The sequence below is a fragment of the Streptomyces sp. NPDC045956 genome (assembly GCF_056430705.1).
Genome location: NZ_JBWKKZ010000017.1, coordinates 68,389 through 82,253, shown reverse-complemented (window position 1 = coordinate 82,253; position 13,865 = coordinate 68,389). Strand labels below are relative to the sequence as shown.

General features: G+C 74.0%; 19 protein-coding genes and 1 tRNA gene. 5 read left to right on the top strand and 15 right to left on the bottom strand.

Annotated elements, in window-relative coordinates; translation table 11 throughout:
• The first annotated feature begins 179 nt into the window (after nt 1-179).
• Nucleotides 180-377 carry a hypothetical protein gene (locus AC07FV_RS33290; protein ID WP_356602829.1) on the top strand — a complete coding sequence of 66 codons (198 nt, stop codon included), beginning with the start codon at nt 180-182 and terminating at the stop codon, nt 375-377.
• Nucleotides 378-481: 104 nt separating this feature from the next.
• Here the strand turns inward: AC07FV_RS33290 and AC07FV_RS33285 are convergent, their stop codons facing one another.
• The 8 genes from AC07FV_RS33285 to AC07FV_RS33250 form a co-directional block, all read right to left on the bottom strand.
• Nucleotides 482-1,420, bottom strand: coding sequence for an RNA polymerase sigma factor SigF (locus AC07FV_RS33285; RefSeq protein ID WP_383643017.1), 939 nt, complete (start codon nt 1,418-1,420; stop codon nt 482-484).
• Between the two features lie 292 nt (nt 1,421-1,712).
• Nucleotides 1,713-2,624 (bottom strand): RNA polymerase sigma factor SigF, encoded by a 912-nt coding sequence (locus AC07FV_RS33280; protein WP_479091359.1) that lies wholly within the window; start codon nt 2,622-2,624, stop codon nt 1,713-1,715.
• Between the two features lie 214 nt (nt 2,625-2,838).
• The gene (locus AC07FV_RS33275) at nt 2,839-3,132 is read right to left on the bottom strand and encodes a Dabb family protein (RefSeq protein ID WP_479091357.1); all 294 of its coding nucleotides are present in this window, start codon (nt 3,130-3,132) and stop codon (nt 2,839-2,841) included.
• Nucleotides 3,132-3,308, bottom strand: a complete 177-nt coding sequence (locus AC07FV_RS33270; protein ID WP_356602837.1) for a hypothetical protein — start codon at nt 3,306-3,308, stop codon at nt 3,132-3,134. Before AC07FV_RS33270 ends, AC07FV_RS33275 begins: the two co-directional genes overlap by 1 nt.
• Nucleotides 3,309-3,395: 87 nt before the next feature.
• Nucleotides 3,396-3,480 (bottom strand) — tRNA-Ser (locus AC07FV_RS33265).
• A gap of 55 nt (nt 3,481-3,535) precedes the next feature.
• On the bottom strand, nt 3,536-3,967 hold the full coding sequence (gene tadA, locus AC07FV_RS33260; RefSeq protein ID WP_479091356.1) for a tRNA adenosine(34) deaminase TadA: 432 nt from the start codon (nt 3,965-3,967) through the stop codon (nt 3,536-3,538).
• Nucleotides 3,968-4,068: 101 nt separating this feature from the next.
• Nucleotides 4,069-4,617: a tRNA adenosine deaminase-associated protein gene (locus AC07FV_RS33255; protein WP_479091413.1), complete on the bottom strand. Its 549-nt coding sequence runs from the start codon at nt 4,615-4,617 to the stop codon at nt 4,069-4,071.
• 333 nt (nt 4,618-4,950) lie between these two features.
• On the bottom strand, nt 4,951-5,193 hold the full coding sequence (locus AC07FV_RS33250) for a hypothetical protein (RefSeq protein WP_383643030.1): 243 nt from the start codon (nt 5,191-5,193) through the stop codon (nt 4,951-4,953).
• Between the two features lie 140 nt (nt 5,194-5,333).
• Here AC07FV_RS33250 and upp point away from each other — a divergent pair, with 140 nt between their 5' ends.
• Nucleotides 5,334-5,969, top strand: coding sequence for a uracil phosphoribosyltransferase (gene upp, locus AC07FV_RS33245; protein WP_383643033.1), 636 nt, complete (start codon nt 5,334-5,336; stop codon nt 5,967-5,969).
• 40 nt (nt 5,970-6,009) lie between these two features.
• Here upp and AC07FV_RS33240 read toward each other — a convergent pair whose 3' ends face one another.
• The 7 genes from AC07FV_RS33240 to AC07FV_RS33210 form a co-directional block, all read right to left on the bottom strand.
• The gene (locus AC07FV_RS33240) at nt 6,010-6,630 is read right to left on the bottom strand and encodes a LytR C-terminal domain-containing protein (protein WP_479091411.1); all 621 of its coding nucleotides are present in this window, start codon (nt 6,628-6,630) and stop codon (nt 6,010-6,012) included.
• Between the two features lie 147 nt (nt 6,631-6,777).
• Nucleotides 6,778-7,074, bottom strand: coding sequence for a type II toxin-antitoxin system VapB family antitoxin (locus AC07FV_RS33235; protein WP_003999914.1), 297 nt, complete (start codon nt 7,072-7,074; stop codon nt 6,778-6,780).
• Between the two features lie 175 nt (nt 7,075-7,249).
• On the bottom strand, nt 7,250-7,405 hold the full coding sequence (locus AC07FV_RS33230; protein ID WP_479091354.1) for a hypothetical protein: 156 nt from the start codon (nt 7,403-7,405) through the stop codon (nt 7,250-7,252).
• A 100-nt stretch (nt 7,406-7,505) separates the two neighbouring features.
• Nucleotides 7,506-8,033 carry a hypothetical protein gene (locus tag AC07FV_RS33225; protein WP_479091352.1) on the bottom strand — a complete coding sequence of 176 codons (528 nt, stop codon included), beginning with the start codon at nt 8,031-8,033 and terminating at the stop codon, nt 7,506-7,508.
• 90 nt (nt 8,034-8,123) lie between these two features.
• Complete coding sequence (locus tag AC07FV_RS33220) at nt 8,124-8,807, bottom strand: HdeD family acid-resistance protein (RefSeq protein WP_479091351.1); 684 nt, start codon at nt 8,805-8,807, stop codon at nt 8,124-8,126.
• Nucleotides 8,808-8,957: 150 nt separating this feature from the next.
• Nucleotides 8,958-9,560 carry an HhH-GPD-type base excision DNA repair protein gene (locus AC07FV_RS33215; RefSeq protein ID WP_479091350.1) on the bottom strand — a complete coding sequence of 201 codons (603 nt, stop codon included), beginning with the start codon at nt 9,558-9,560 and terminating at the stop codon, nt 8,958-8,960.
• A 238-nt stretch (nt 9,561-9,798) separates the two neighbouring features.
• Complete coding sequence (locus AC07FV_RS33210; protein WP_479091349.1) at nt 9,799-10,524, bottom strand: siderophore-interacting protein; 726 nt, start codon at nt 10,522-10,524, stop codon at nt 9,799-9,801.
• 82 nt (nt 10,525-10,606) lie between these two features.
• Between AC07FV_RS33210 and AC07FV_RS33205 the strand changes: the two genes are divergently transcribed.
• Genes AC07FV_RS33205 through AC07FV_RS33195 form a run of 3 tightly spaced genes read left to right on the top strand, consistent with a single transcriptional unit; the run spans nt 10,607 to nt 13,771 of the window.
• A complete protein-coding gene (locus AC07FV_RS33205) occupies nt 10,607-12,679 on the top strand; it encodes a penicillin acylase family protein (protein WP_479091348.1) in 2,073 nt (690 codons plus the stop codon).
• Complete coding sequence (locus AC07FV_RS33200; protein ID WP_479091346.1) at nt 12,672-13,280, top strand: GNAT family N-acetyltransferase; 609 nt, start codon at nt 12,672-12,674, stop codon at nt 13,278-13,280. The genes AC07FV_RS33205 and AC07FV_RS33200 overlap by 8 nt, the downstream gene beginning before the upstream one ends.
• Nucleotides 13,277-13,771, top strand: a complete 495-nt coding sequence (locus AC07FV_RS33195) for a cupin domain-containing protein (protein WP_479091345.1) — start codon at nt 13,277-13,279, stop codon at nt 13,769-13,771. The genes AC07FV_RS33200 and AC07FV_RS33195 overlap by 4 nt, the downstream gene beginning before the upstream one ends.
• The last annotated feature ends 94 nt before the right edge of the window (nt 13,772-13,865 follow it).

Genomic DNA, 13,865 nt, shown 5'->3' with positions numbered 1-13,865 from the left:
GCAACCATAGGAGCGGTTGGTTGCTACAGGCAAATAAAAACGGGCGCCTCGGCATAAAAAGTTGGCAAAGGCAAGTATTGCGAACGTAAACGCCCAGGTAGCGCAGGGTGAGGGGTCGGAAGGAGGTGCGGCGGCCCCGCGCTTGGGCCCGATCCGCGGATTCGCTAGTGTCTCGGCCCATGGCTAACAACCAGGGCCCCCAGGGCAATTACGACCCCGCAGGCAGCACCCAGATGTTCCGCGCGTTCGTCGACGACGCCCCCCAGACCCGGCAGGCGGCCCCGGCAGCCTCCTCCGGACCCCGCATCGGCCTGATCGCCGGCATCGTGGCCGCCGTGGTCGTCGTCGCGGCGGTGGCCTGGCTGGCGCTCTCGTAGCACCGGCGCGGATCCGCGCGCACGGACGGCTCACGCACGACGACGGCGACCGCCGCGGCACCCCCGAGGTGCCGCGGCGGTCGCCGCTGTGCCGTACGCCGGACTCAGTCCGAGATGAGGCCCTCGCGCAGCTGCGCCAGGGTGCGGGTCAGCAGCCGGGAGACGTGCATCTGCGAGATGCCGACCTCCTCGCCGATCTGCGACTGGGTCATGTTGGCGAAGAAGCGCAGCATGATGATCCGCCGCTCCCGGGGCGGCAGCTTGGCCAGCAGCGGCTTGAGCGACTCGCGGTACTCCACCCCCTCCAGCGCCGTGTCCTCGTAGCCGAGGCGGTCCGCCAGCGAGCCCTCGCCGCCGTCGTCCTCCGGGGCCGGGGAGTCCAGCGAGGAGGCGGTGTACGCGTTGCCCACCGCGAGGCCGTCGACGACGTCCTCCTCGGACACGCCCAGCACGGCGGCCAGTTCGCCGACCGTGGGTGAGCGGTCCAGCTTCTGGGACAGCTCGTCGCTGGCCTTCGTCAGGGCCAGGCGCAGCTCCTGGAGGCGGCGCGGGACGCGCACCGACCACGAGGTGTCGCGGAAGAACCGCTTGATCTCGCCGACCACCGTCGGCATCGCGAACGTCGGGAACTCCACGCCCCGTTCGCAGTCGAAGCGGTCGATCGCCTTGATCAGGCCGATGGTGCCGACCTGGACGATGTCCTCCATCGGCTCGTTGCGGGAGCGGAAGCGCGCGGCGGCGTAGCGCACCAGCGGGAGGTTCAGCTCGATGAGGGTGTCCCGGACGTAGGCGCGTTCGGGGCTGTTCTCGTCGAGGGCGGCGAGCCGCAGGAACAGGGAGCGGGACAGGGTGCGGGTGTCGATGGCCCCCGGGGCCGGAAGGGCCTGTGCCGGCACGGCGTCGAGGGTCGGTACGGCTTCGACGGCCTGCACGTCATCGACGGAGCCGATGGGGCCGACGGGGCCGAGTGCCTCGATCGTGTCGGGCGCGGTCTCGCTCTCCGCGAGCGCGAGCACCTTCGAGCTGCCCTGGTCTGCGGACATGCCACCCCCTTTGGGTCGCGGGACGGTCGCGGCACACGCTCCCACGCCGGGAACGCAGCCTTCACCTGAATACCGGAGCCGAGGCTCCGGCAAACGCGTCTCCGGCAGAATGTCACATGTCGGCAACGCGCTGTAGTGACATGTCGACATCCAAGACGCGAAAACCCCCTGGAAACAGGGGGTCTGACGGCCTTTCGGCTCGATTCCGCCCACAACGTCCCTGGTGAGCGATTCGCTCGACCCGGTGACCCGTCGCTCGTGCCTTCGATTGCGTGTCGAGGCGCTTTCGAGACTACGCCTCGATCCGGTTCGCCGACCTCAATCGCTGGAAACTGCGCGCCAGGAGCCGGGAGACGTGCATCTGGGAGACGCCCAGTTCCGCGCTGATCTGCGACTGGGTGAGGTTGCTGTAGTAGCGCAGCAGCAGGATGCGCTGTTCCCGTTCGGGGAGCTGGACGAGCAGGTGCCGGACCAGGTCGCGGTGCTCGACGCCGTCGAGGGCGGGGTCCTCGTAGCCGAGCCGGTCGAGCAGTCCGGGGAGTCCGTCGCCCTCCTGGGCGGCCTCCAGCGAGGTGGCGTGGTAGGACCGTCCCGCCTCGATGCAGGACAGCACCTCCTCCTCGCTGATGCGCAGCCGTTCGGCGATCTCGGCGGTGGTCGGGGAGCGCCCGAAGGCGGTGGTGAGGTCCTCGGTGGCGCTGTTGACCTGCACCCACAGCTCGTGCAGCCGGCGCGGTACGTGCACGGTGCGGACGTTGTCGCGGAAGTACCGCTTGATCTCGCCGACGACGGTCGGCATCGCGAACGTCGGGAACTGCACGCCGCGTTCCGGGTCGAAGCGGTCGATCGCGTTGATGAGCCCGATGGTGCCGACCTGGACGACGTCCTCCATCGGCTCGTTGCGGGAGCGGAAGCGGGCGGCGGCGTAGCGCACCAGCGGAAGGTTGGCCTCGATGAGCGCCGCCCGTACCCGGTCGTGTTCCGCGGTGCCCGGTGCCAGGTTCTTCAGCTGGCCGAAGAGCACCTGGGTCAGGGCCCGGGTGTCGGCCCCCCGGCTGCGCTGCGGTGAGGACTCCGGCGCGGGCGGCTCCTGGGCCTGGGCGGGCGGTGCCGGGGTTTCCTGGGCCTGGGCGGGCGGTGCGGGCGGCTCCGGGGCCTGGGCGGGCGGTGCGGGCGGTGCTTGAGGCGCAGTACTGGCCGGCACGGTCAACTCCACCTCGTGATCTGTCAACTCTTCCGTCACTCATCCGTCAAAAGCGGTCATAGCATCACAAGACATGTGCACTGTGTGCAAGCACCGCATAACGTCGTGTTGAGTGAATGCGGAGGGGCGCACGGGCCCCGGGCCGTGGTGAAACGGGCAGCGGCCCCGCACCTGTCAGGTGCGGGGCCGCTGCGTACGGCGGTACCGGAGGTCCCTAGAACTCGTAGTCGGCGATCACCCAGGTGGCGAACTCCCGCCACAGGGCGACGCCCGCCTGGTGCGCGGGGTGGTCGAGGTAGCGCTGGAGGGCGTCGGCGTCGTCCACGGCGGAGTTGATGGCGAAGTCGTAGGCGATGGGCCGGTCGCTGATGTTCCAGGCGCACTCCCAGAAGCGCAGCTCCTCGATCCGGCCGCCGAGCGACCGGAAGGCCTCGACGCCCTCCTCGACGCGCGGGTCGTCGCGCTCCACGCCGTCGTCGAGCTTGAACAGCACCAGGTGGCGGATCATCACTTTCCTCCGTTGGCGGCCCAGGTCATGAAGTCGCCGACGGCGCCCGCCGCGTCGGAGATGCCCTGGAAACCTATCTGGACGTAGTCGGCGGCCTTCGCCGGATCCGTGATGATCACATAGAGCACGAAGACCACGAGTGCGTAGACGGCGATCCTCTTCGCGTTCACCGCCACCGCGGCCTCCCCTGTCCCTTTGCCGACGCCTTTTGGTCGCTCATGATCGCACGAAGGGCCCCGTCTTTCGACGGGGCCCTTCAAGAGCGGTAGCGGAGGGATTTGAACCCTCGGTGACTTGCGCCACACTCGCTTTCGAGGCGAGCTCCTTCGGCCGCTCGGACACGCTACCGAGAGAGACCTTACAGCACGGTGCGGCGTGCTCAGAAATCGGAATCCGGCGGGCGTCAGCGGTCGCGGAAGAAGTCCGTGAGCTGCCGGGCGCACTCGTCGGCCAGGACGCCTTCGATCACCTCGGGACGGTGGTTGAGCCGACGGTCGCGCACGACGTCCCACAGGGAGCCGGCCGCGCCCGCCTTGTCGTCGCGGGCGCCGTAGACGACGCGGTCCACGCGGGACTGCACCAGCGCGCCCGCGCACATAGTGCACGGCTCCAGGGTGACGACGAGCGTGCAGCCGGAGAGCCGCCACTCGCCCGCCTCCGCCGCGGCCCGCCGGAGGGCGAGGACCTCGGCGTGGGCGGTCGGGTCGCCGGTGGCCTCGCGTTCGTTGTGCCCGGTCGCCAGCACCGTCCGGCCGTCCGGTGCCAGCACCACGGCGCCCACCGGGACGTCCCCGCCCCGCGCCGCCCGTCCGGCCGCGGCCAGGGCGAGCCGCATCGCGGCCCGCCACCGGTCACGTACGGGATCGGGCGGTACGGAGTGGTCGGGCGGCGCCGTGCCCGGTGCCGGGCCTCCCGGGCCCTCCCCGGCCGGCGCGGTCAGCGGACGGTCTCCAGGACCTCGGAGGCGCCCAGGGCCTCGGCGATCTCGCCGACCGCGTCCCCGGACATCGCGCGCAGTTCCTTCTCGCTCAGGCCGAGGTCGTCGAGGACCTCGGCGTCACCGACCGGTCCGTGCGGCACGGCCTCCGCGCTGCCGGCCGCCGCGTCACCGCCGTCGGCACCGTCCTCGTCCTCGTCGTCGGACTCGCCGTCCTCCGTACCGTCGAGGTCGAGGGCGTCGAGGTCGTCGCCCTCGTCACCGGGGTCCCGGCCGAGCAGCTCGTCGGTGAGGAGGATCTCGCCGTAGCTGCTGCGGGCGGCCGCGGCCGCGTCCGAGACGTAGATACGGGGGTCCTCCTCGCCGTCCACCCGGACGACACCGAACCACGCGTCCTCCTGCTCGATCAGCACGAGCACCGTGTCCTCGTCGGGAGAGGCTTCCCGGGCCAGGTCGGCCAGATCCGACAGGGTCTCCACATCGTCGAGCTCCGTGTCGCTCGCTACCCATCCGTCTTCGGTGCGCGCGAGCAGTGCGGCGAAGTACACCGTGACTCTCCCACTGGTCATAGGCGTGCCGGTTGGGGGTCCCCCCGGCGGAGGCTGCGGGTGGGGGAGCGGTGCTCCGAGCCCACCCACTCGGAATCGTGGCAGAAACAAGGGCCTCAGGGGATGTCTTCGGCGCCCTGTGTCCGGCAGTTTCGACCCGCCTCCCGGAAGTACATACCCGGGTGGCCGCCCATCAGCGCTCTCGTCGCCGCCACGTGCGGATCGTACGCGGATTCCCGCCGCGCCCGCGTACGCCGCCGCCGTGACACCGGCGCGGCGCGCTCCGCCCGGCCGGACGGGGGCCGCCGCGCGCTCCGCCCGGCCGCACGGGGGCTACCAGCGGAAGGTGCGCATGCGCATCGCGTGACGCAGCCGCGCGGTCTTGGCGCGGCGCGGCTGCACGCGGTCGCGCAGCTCCCGGGCCTCGGCGAGGTCGCGCAGGAACTGGGCCCGCCGCCTGCGGCGTTCGGCCTCACGTTCCGGCTCCGTACTCCGCTCCGTGCTCCGCTCCGTCCCGCGCGTCGTCCCCGGCTCCTCGCCGGGGGACGGCGTGTTGTGGAAGTCCCGGTCAGGCACAGTCTCACCACCCAGCGTCCGTCCCTCCCACCTTCCCCCGGCCGGGGGGTTTGACGCCCGCGGAGGAGCGCGGTCGTGGCACGGGCCGGTCCACGGCCGCGGGGACGCCGGCCCCACGGGGCCCGGTTACTGTGGGGGACATGCGTCTCCACGTCGTCGACCACCCCCTGGTCGCTCACAAGCTCACCACGCTGCGCGACCAGCGCACCGACTCCGCGACCTTCCGTCGTCTCGCCGACGAGCTGGTCACCCTGCTCGCCTACGAGGCCACGCGCGACGTGCGCACCGAGCAGGTCGACATCCACACGCCGGTCTCGCGGACCACCGGCGTGAAGCTCTCCCACCCGCGCCCGCTGGTGGTGCCGATCCTGCGGGCCGGCCTCGGCATGCTCGACGGCATGGTGCGGCTGCTGCCGACCGCGGAGGTGGGCTTCCTCGGCATGGTGCGCAACGAGGAGACGCTGGAGGCCTCCACCTACGCCACGCGGATGCCGGAGGACCTCTCCGGCCGCCAGGTGTACGTCCTCGACCCGATGCTGGCCACGGGCGGCACCCTGGTCGCCTCGATCCGGGAGCTGATCAAGCGCGGCGCCGACGACGTGACGGCCGTGGTGCTGCTCGCCGCCCCCGAGGGCGTCGAGGTCATGGAGCGCGAGCTGGCCGGCACCCCGGTGACGGTCGTGACGGCCTCGGTCGACGAGCGGCTCAACGAGCACGGCTACATCGTGCCGGGCCTCGGCGACGCGGGTGACCGGATGTACGGGTCGGCCGAGTAGGCCCCTCCCGCCTCCGGGCCCGCGTCAGCGGTTCCTCTGCTCAGCAGCTCTTCTTCTCGGCGGCGGCGGTCGTCGTGCGCGGCGCGCTCAGCCTCGTCAGCGCCGCGTCGGCGTCCGGCCGCTTCGCCAGTTCCCTGAAGCCGTCGCCGATGATCAGGTCGACGGCGGTGCCCTTGCGGGCCGCCTCGCCACGGCGTTCGGCGCCGGGGAGCTGGGTGCCGAGCACGGGCAGCGCGCCCTTCAGGGACGCGGCCGGGCCCAGCAGGACGCCGGCGCCCTTGACCTTCTTGTCGTACTCCTTGGGCGCGTTGCCCACCTCGCCGACGCGGAAGCCGCGCTTCTTCAGCTCGTCGGCCGTCTTCTGGGCCAGGCCGCCGCGAGTGGTGGCGTTGAGCACGTTGACGGTGACCTGGGCCGGCTTGGGCACGGCCACGGCGGCGGGTGCGGGGCTCGCCTTCGCGGCGACCGTCCGGCAGTCCGCCCCGGCACCGATCGCGGAGGCCTTGTCGCCGCCGGTGAAGACGTCGATGAGCTGCAGCGTGCCCCAGCCGAGCAGTCCCAGCACGGTGACGCAGGCGGCGGCGACCGCGAACCGGCCGCGCCGTCGGGCCGGTCGCATCCGCGGGTACTTGTCCCCCGTGATCTTGTACTGGCCGCCCATGCCAGGGGGAGTGAGCATGCTCATGAGCGCAGCGTAGTGCGCCCGGGCGGCGATGCCTATTAGATGATCAGTCGGCGTTCCGAGGTTCACCGCAATGCAACCCGAAAGGGTCAAGCGGCGGCGTCAGAGGGCCTTCGAGGGTGCCGGTCAGTCGAGTTCGAGCACGCGCGCGTGCAGCACCTGACGCTGCTGGAGCGCCGCGCGCACCGCGCGGTGCAGGCCGTCCTCCAGGTACAGGTCGCCCTGCCACTTCACGACGTGCGCGAAGAGGTCGCCGTAGAAGGTGGAGTCCTCGGCGAGGAGGGTCTCCAGGTCGAGCTGGCCCTTGGTCGTCACGAGCTGATCGAGGCGGACCGGGCGCGGCGCGACGTCCGCCCACTGCCGGGTGCTCTCCCGGCCGTGGTCGGGGTACGGCCGGCCGTTTCCGATGCGCTTGAAGATCACACGGAAAGCCTACCGGCCGGGACGCTGCGGGCGCAGCCATGGCGGCGCAGTACGGCGCCGGAAATGACGCCGTAAACGGGGCAAACGGGGATGGTGGCCGGTGAGGGCCACCCCGTCGGCGTGCCGGCGGGGGCGGGACCGGTCGGGGCCCCGCCCCGCCGCGCGGGCGCTCGCGTCAGTCGCGTCCCCCTTCTCGGTCGCGCCCCCCTTCTCGCGCGGGCGGCCGGGGTTCGCTCGGGGTCTGCCGGGTGCCGGTGCCGGGTTCGGGGGTGCGGCGGGCGGCCTCGGCGCGCAGGAGGGCGCGCAGGACGGCGTAGGGGTCGTTGAGCATGGGTGGTCTCCTCGTTCCTGGTTCCGTGTGTCCCGTGGCGGGGCGCTCCGCGTGCGCGCGGAGGGCCGGTGGACCGGCGCGGGAGGCCGGCCCGGCCCCGTCAGCAGCGCAGGACCACGGAGCGCGGGGCGCGCGAGGCGGGCGGCGGCCCGGCCGGAACGGGGGGCAGGGGTACGCGGTCGGCGCGGACGCGGAGGCCGGCCGCCGGGGCCGACCGGGTGACGACGGCGCGGCGGGCGCCGCGGGCGGGTGCGCGCAGGGCGGTGTCGAGGTGGTCGTACTCGCCGGCCGCGCCGCCGCCGGGGGCTCCCCCGTTCGCACCGGCCGCCGCGGCGGCCGGCGTGGCCTGGGCCGACGCGTGCGTGCAGGGCACGAGCAGGACGAGCAGCAGGACCAGGACCCGCAGCCGGACCGCGCGGCGGCGCGACGAGGGCGCGGGCCGGGGCGTGCGGGTCGGTCGTATCGCGCGTACCGCGCGGGCCGGCCGTGTCGCGCGGGCCGCCGTTCCGGCGTGTGCCGCCCTTGCGGCGTGTGCCGTGCGTCCGGTGTGTGCCGTGCGAACGGTGCGGACGGTGATGGCGCTTCGGGGGGCGCGCGCGTCCGGGGCGGCATGCGGTGCGGGACTCACGTCAGGTCGTGTCCCTCCGGCGGCTCACCGGCCGTCGGGCCGGTCCGGGAACCCCTCGCACGGTGCGCGGCCACTCGGCGCGGGCGGCGTTCACAGGGCGTGCGGGACCTGGTGGGCGCGCCCGCGCAGACGCACCGACGTGACGATCTCGACCACGCCGACGACGACCAGCCACCAGCCGCCGACCAGCATCAGGACGGCGGCCGACTCGACCGGCGAGTCGATCAGGACGACGCCGGCGGCCACCGTGACCACGCCGAGGAACACGTGCCAGCCGCGCGCGGGCATCGCCGGGTCGTGGACCGCGGCCACGATCTGCGTGACGCCCCGGAAGAGCCAGCCGATGCCGATCCACAGGGCGAGGAGCAGCACCGACTGGAGCGGGCCGCGGAAGCAGAACAGGCCGAGCAGGATCGACACGGCGCCGCTGACGAAGGCGAGGACCCGCAGGGCGGTCCTCCGGTGGGTGCCGAAGGCGGCGGCCAGTTGGAGGACGCCGCTGACGACGAGGTAGAGACCGAAGAGCACGCCGGCGGCGCGCAGCGAGGCACCCGGCCAGACCAGGACCAGCACGCCGAGGACGAGCGAGGCGGCCCCGGTGAGCAGCACGGTCCGCCAGGCGGTGCGGGCCAGCAGGTGCAGGGGCCCTTCCAGGGCCGGTTCGGGCTCGTGCGGCCCGGCGTCCGGCGGGCCCGTGCGCGTGCCGTGCCGGGCGTGCACCCCGCGATCGTCGTACGGCTGTCCCCCGGGGGATCCGCTCGGTGGCTCGGTCATGCTCCATGCTGGGAGCGCCCCGACGGGCCCTGCCACTCGGGACGGTCCAGCGGACTGACGGCGCGGGCGCGGCGGACGCCGGGGGCCGGGCGGTCGGCGCCGTGCCCGCCCGGGGAGCCCGGGCGGGCCGGCCGCTCGTCGGCGGCCCGGCTACGCGTCGGCGGCCTTCGCTGCCTTGGCCGCCTTGGCCGCCGCCTTCATCTCCTGCTTGTGGGCGCGCACCTTGGTCAGGGACTCCGGCCCGGTGATGTCGGCTACCGACCGGAAGGAGCCGGAGTCGCCGTAGGCCCCCGCCGCCTCGCGCCAGCCCTCGGGGCGGACGCCCAGCTGCTTGCCGAGCAGGGCGAGGAAGATCTGGGCCTTCTGCTTGCCGAAGCCCGGCAGGTCCTGGAGCCGCTTCAGCAGCTCCCTGCCGTCGTCGACGCCCCGCCAGACCGCCTCGGCGTCACCGTCGTAGGTGTCGACGAGGTACCGGCACAGCTGCTGGACGCGACCCGCCATGGACCCCGGGTAGCGGTGCACGGCCGGCTTCTCGGAGAGGAGCGCGGCGAAGGCATCCGGGTCGTGGGCCGCGATGTCGTGGGCGTCCAGGTCCTCCGCCCCCATCCGCCGGGCGATGGTCGACGGGCCCTTGAACGCCCACTCCATGGGGACTTGCTGGTCGAGCAGCATGCCGACCAGCGCGGCGAGCGGACTGCGGCCGAGCAGCTCGTCGGCCTCCGGGTCCTGGGCGAGGTGAAGTGTGACGTCCATGCCCCGATGATCGCGCGTGCGGGTCGGGGGCGCGCGCCGTCCCCGGGGTGAGCGCCGTCCCCGGGGTGAGCGTGCGCTCCGGGGTGAGTGTGGCCCCCGGGGGACGCCGTGCGTTCCCGCGCCGGTCCTCAGGGTGAGGGCGCGTCCGGCGCCGGTCCCCGGGGGAGGGTGCGTGCCGCGCCGGTCCCCGAGGGAGGGTGCGTGCAGCGCCGGTCGCCGGGCCACCGCGCCCGCAGGTTCAGGTCGCGCGCCAGTACCCCAGCGCGTTCACCCGCTGCTTGGGCACCCCCAGCTCCTTGCGGGCGTACGTGCCCAGCGCCCGTGTCGTCGCCGTGTCGCAGGCGATCCACACGTACGGCTCGGGGGTGGCCCGCAGCAGCTCCGGCAGGTCCTCCTTGACCCGGGCGACCAGGTGGGCGCCCGCGTCGCGGCGCGGGACGGTGCGGACCTCGTGGCGGGCGGGGTCGGTGCGGAAGGGCAGGCCGTCGTCCGCGTCGCCCTCGAACCAGATCGTCGCGGGGACCGGCCCCAGCGCGTCGAGGAGCGAGTTGAGGGCGGGCAGCGACGCCGGGTCGGCGACCGCGAAGAGGCGCGAGGGCAGCGGCTGCGGCACCTCGAAGCCGGTGCCCTGGACCGTCACCTCGATGGTGTCGCCCGGCTTCGCCGCCCGGGCCCAGTCGCTGGCACACCCCTCGTGCAGCGCGAACTCCATGCCGAAGGTGCCGGACGCCGGGTCGGGGTCGACCAGCGTGTAGGCCCGCTGGTGCGGCTTGCCCGCGTCGTCGAACCACAGCCGCACCCACATCGTGGGGTGGACGCCGGTCGCCGCCAGCATGCCGCCGTCGGCCAGGCGCAGCCGCCGGAAGTCCGGAGTCACGTCCTCCGCTTCCGTCACCGTGCATGCGAAGTCCTTGCCCCGCATCAGCTTGAGGACCGCGCCCTCCCAACCCCGCCCCTGCCTCATCGTTTCTTCACCCTTCACGTACTATTCGGCCACGACTGAAGACTTAGGTGAGCCTAACCTAAAGGAAAGTAGAGGCACAGGGGTGAGCGCCGAGACCTACCGCGACGCCTGGGGAATCCCGCACCTGCGCGCGGACAGCGCGCACGAACTCGCCCGTGCCCAGGGCAGGGTGACGGCCCGTGACCGGGCCTGGCAGCTGGAGGTCGAGCGGCACCGCGCCCAGGGCACCTCCGCATCCTTCCTCGGGGCCGAGGCCCTGTCCTGGGACCGGTTCGCCCGGCGGGCCCGGCTCGCCGACACCGCCCGCCGCTGCTACACCGCCCTGGCGGAGCAGGACCCGGAGACGGCCGCCTGGGTACGGGCGTACGTGGACGGCGTCAACGAGGGGCTGGCCGAAAAGGAACCCTCCCCCGAGTTCGCGCGCACCGGCCTCGCCCCCGGCCGCTGGGAGCCCTGGACGCCGCTCGGCGTCTGGCTCGCCACGCACATCCTCTTCGCCGGCTTCCCCGCCAAGCTCTGGCGCGAGCACATCACCGCGCACCTCGGTCCGGAGGCCGTCGCGCTCTTCGCCACCGACGGCCCCGGCACCGCCGGCAGCAACGGCTGGCTGGTGAGCGGCGAGCGGACCACCACCGGGCACGCGGTCATCGCCGGCGACCCGCACCGCTGGATCGAGGACCCCGGTGTCTACCAGCAGATCCACCTGTCCTGCCCGGAGTTCGACGTCGTCGGCCTCGCCGTGCCCGGCGTCCCCGGCATCGCCCACTTCGGCCACACCGGCACGGTCGCCTGGGCCATCACCAACGCCATGGCCGACTACCAGGACCTGTACCACGAGCGGCTGCGCCGCACCGGCGCCGGCGTCGAGGCGCTCGGCCCCGACGGCAGCTGGCACCGCGCCGCCCGGCACACCGAGACCATCGCCGTCGCGGGGGAGGGGACCGTCGAGGTCGAGGTCGTCGAGACGGACCGGGGCCCGGTGATCGCCGGCGGTCCCGAGGGCCTCGACGACGGCACCCCGGCCGCGCTCAGCCTGCGCTACCCGCCCCGCGTCACCGGCGACCTCGGCTTCGGCGCGCTGCTGCCGCTGCTGCGGGCCCGCCGGGTCGCCGACGTGGACCGCGCCCTGGACGCGTGGGCCGAGCCGGTCAACGTCGTGCAGGCCGCCGACACCGAGGGCGGGCTGCTGCACCGGGTCGCGGGGCGCGTGCCGGTCCGGGCCGAGGCCAACCGCCTGCGTCCGGTGCCCGCGTGGACACCCGGCCACGAGTGGGACGGCTGGCACACCCCGCCCCGCGCCGGTCTCAGCGACGGGGTCGCCGTCATGGCCAACCAGCGCGGACCGGCCGGCCCGCTCGGCGTCGAGTTCGCCCCGCCGCACCGCGCCGACCGCATCGCCGCCCTGCTCGCGGGGAAGGAGCGCTGGTCGGCGGCCGACATGCCCGCCCTCCACACCGACACCCACCTCGGCTCGGCCGGCCCCCTCCTCGACCGGCTCGCCGCCCTGGACGACCTGAGCCCCGAGGCCGGCGTCCTGCGCGACCGCCTGCTCGCCTGGGACCGGCACATGGACGCCGACAGCACCGGCGCCGCGCTCTACGCGGCCCTGCGCTCAGCGGTCGTACGCCGCCTGGCCGCGCACCCGTCCCTCGCCCCGGCCGCCGTGCCGCCCGCCCACCCCGAGGTGCTCCAGCCGTGGCTGGCGCTGCTGCCGCGCGTCGGGTACGCCCTCGAACACCTGCTGCGCGCCGAGGACCTGTACGGCATCGACCGCGCCGCCGAGGTCCGCGCCGCGCTGGAGGAGGTGGCCGCGCGGCCGCCCGCCGGCACCTGGGGCGACACCCACCGCCTCGCCCCCTGGCGGGCGCTGCCGACCGGCTCGCCCGGGGAGGAACCCGGCCTGTCCGGGGACCACGACTGCGTGCTGTGCACCTCCGCCCTGCCCGGCCTCACCGACCGGGCCGCGCGCGGCCCCGCCGCCCGCTACGTCTGGGACCTGGCCGACCGGCAGGACAGCCGCTGGGTGGTGCCCCACGGCGCCTGCGGCGTCCCCGGCTCACCCCACCACCGCGACCAGCAGCCCCTGTGGCTCGCGGGCGCGCTCGCCCCGGTGGTCACCGACTTCGACCGGCTCACGAAGGAGACCGATGTCTGATCCGTACGCCTCCCGCACCGCCGTCCACGAGCAGCACCTCGACGGCTTCGGCGCCGTCCGCGTCCTCCCCCTGGACGCCGCCGCGGACGCCGCCGTGCTGCACCGCTGGGTGAGCGAGGAGCGAGCCGCCTTCTGGGGCATGAACGGCCTGACGCGCGACCAGGTCGCGGACGTCTACGCCCACATGGAGACGCTCGACACACACCACGCCTTCCTGGTGGTCAAGGACGGCGAACCGGTCGCGCTGCTCCAGACCTACGACCCCGAGGCCGACCGGGTGAGCGAGTGCTACGACGTCGAGCCCGGCGACATCGGCGTCCACCTGCTGCTCTCCCCCGCCGGGGCCGAGGGCGCCCGGCCCGGCTGGACCGCCGCGCTGGCGGCGTCCCTCATGGCGTACGTCCTGCTGGGCCTGGACCGGCAACGGATCGTGGTCGACCCGGACGTGGCCAACGACAAGGCGATCGCCCGCTTCCTCAAGCAGGGCTTCACCGCGGGGCCGGCGGTGGTCCTGCCCGAGATCGACCTGCCGGACGTCCACCTGCCGGAGAAGAAGGCGCAACTCGCCTTCCTCCGCCGGGAGGTAGCCTTCCCCGCGTGACGCCGCCCCCGCCGACCGCCGAGGACCTGATCGCGCACTACGGGCTGGAGCCCCTCCCCCGGGAGGGCGGCCTGTACCGGCAGACCTGGGCCGGGCCCGGACGCCCGGACGGGCGCCCCACGGGCTCGGCCATCGTCGCCCTGCTGACCGCCCGCCCGGACGACTTCTCCGCCCTGCACCGCCTCCCCACCGACGAGGTCTGGCACTTCTACCTCGGCGACCCGCTGGAGCTGCTGCTCCTCGACCCGGGCGGCGGCGCGCGTACGGCCGTGCTCGGGTCGGACGTCCTCGGCGGGCAGCACGTGCAGTTCACCGTCCCCGCCGGGACCTGGATGGGCGGCCGGGTCGCGGCGGGCGGCGCGTGGTCGCTCTTCGGCTGCACGATGGCACCGGGCTTCACCTTCGGCGACTACGAACACGGCGACGCGTCCGCCCTCACGGCCCGCTGGCCGGCCGAGGCCGCACGCATCGCGGAGCTGTCCCGCCCCTGACCCCGTCCGGCGGACCGTGACCGCACACGGGCCGCGGCGGGGAAAACCGTCGCGCATCCGGTGAGCACGGCGGCCGCCGCGTCCGTACACATCG